Annotated in this window: 1 pseudogene; it reads left to right on the top strand. The window is 53.8% G+C overall.

Annotated features, from left to right (window positions below):
* Positions 1 to 24 precede the first annotated feature (24 nt).
* A pseudogene (locus tag EN861_RS35255) lies at positions 25 to 305 on the top strand (hypothetical protein); the annotation flags it as partial.

The following is a 305-nucleotide window of genomic DNA, read 5'->3' as shown; positions in this document are numbered from 1 at the left end:
AAGCTGTCGCTCTTCGATAGCAGCTTGGCCAAACAGGGCAGTCCCAAGCGATTGGTGGTCGCCTCTGACATGATCGAGCATACGACGATTTACTCGCAGTACCGATCGGGACTGGATTACCAAAAATACCTCAACAGCGCCGCCGACCGCACATATGGGACGTCGCTGGATGGGGTGGGCATCACAATTCTTTATATCGATCGGGCAAAGAAGCCATTTCAGACCCTGGATCACGCGGAGTTCTGGACACATTGGGTCCAGAACCATCACGGCGAGTTCGAAAAGCTGGTTGGCTTGGATGGGTT

The organism is Mesorhizobium sp. M8A.F.Ca.ET.218.01.1.1 (genome assembly GCF_004791165.1).
In the GTDB taxonomy this organism is placed as follows: Bacteria; Pseudomonadota; Alphaproteobacteria; order Rhizobiales; family Rhizobiaceae; genus Mesorhizobium.
Note: the sequence above shows the minus strand (reverse complement) of the source record. Positions and strands in the feature narration are given on the sequence as shown.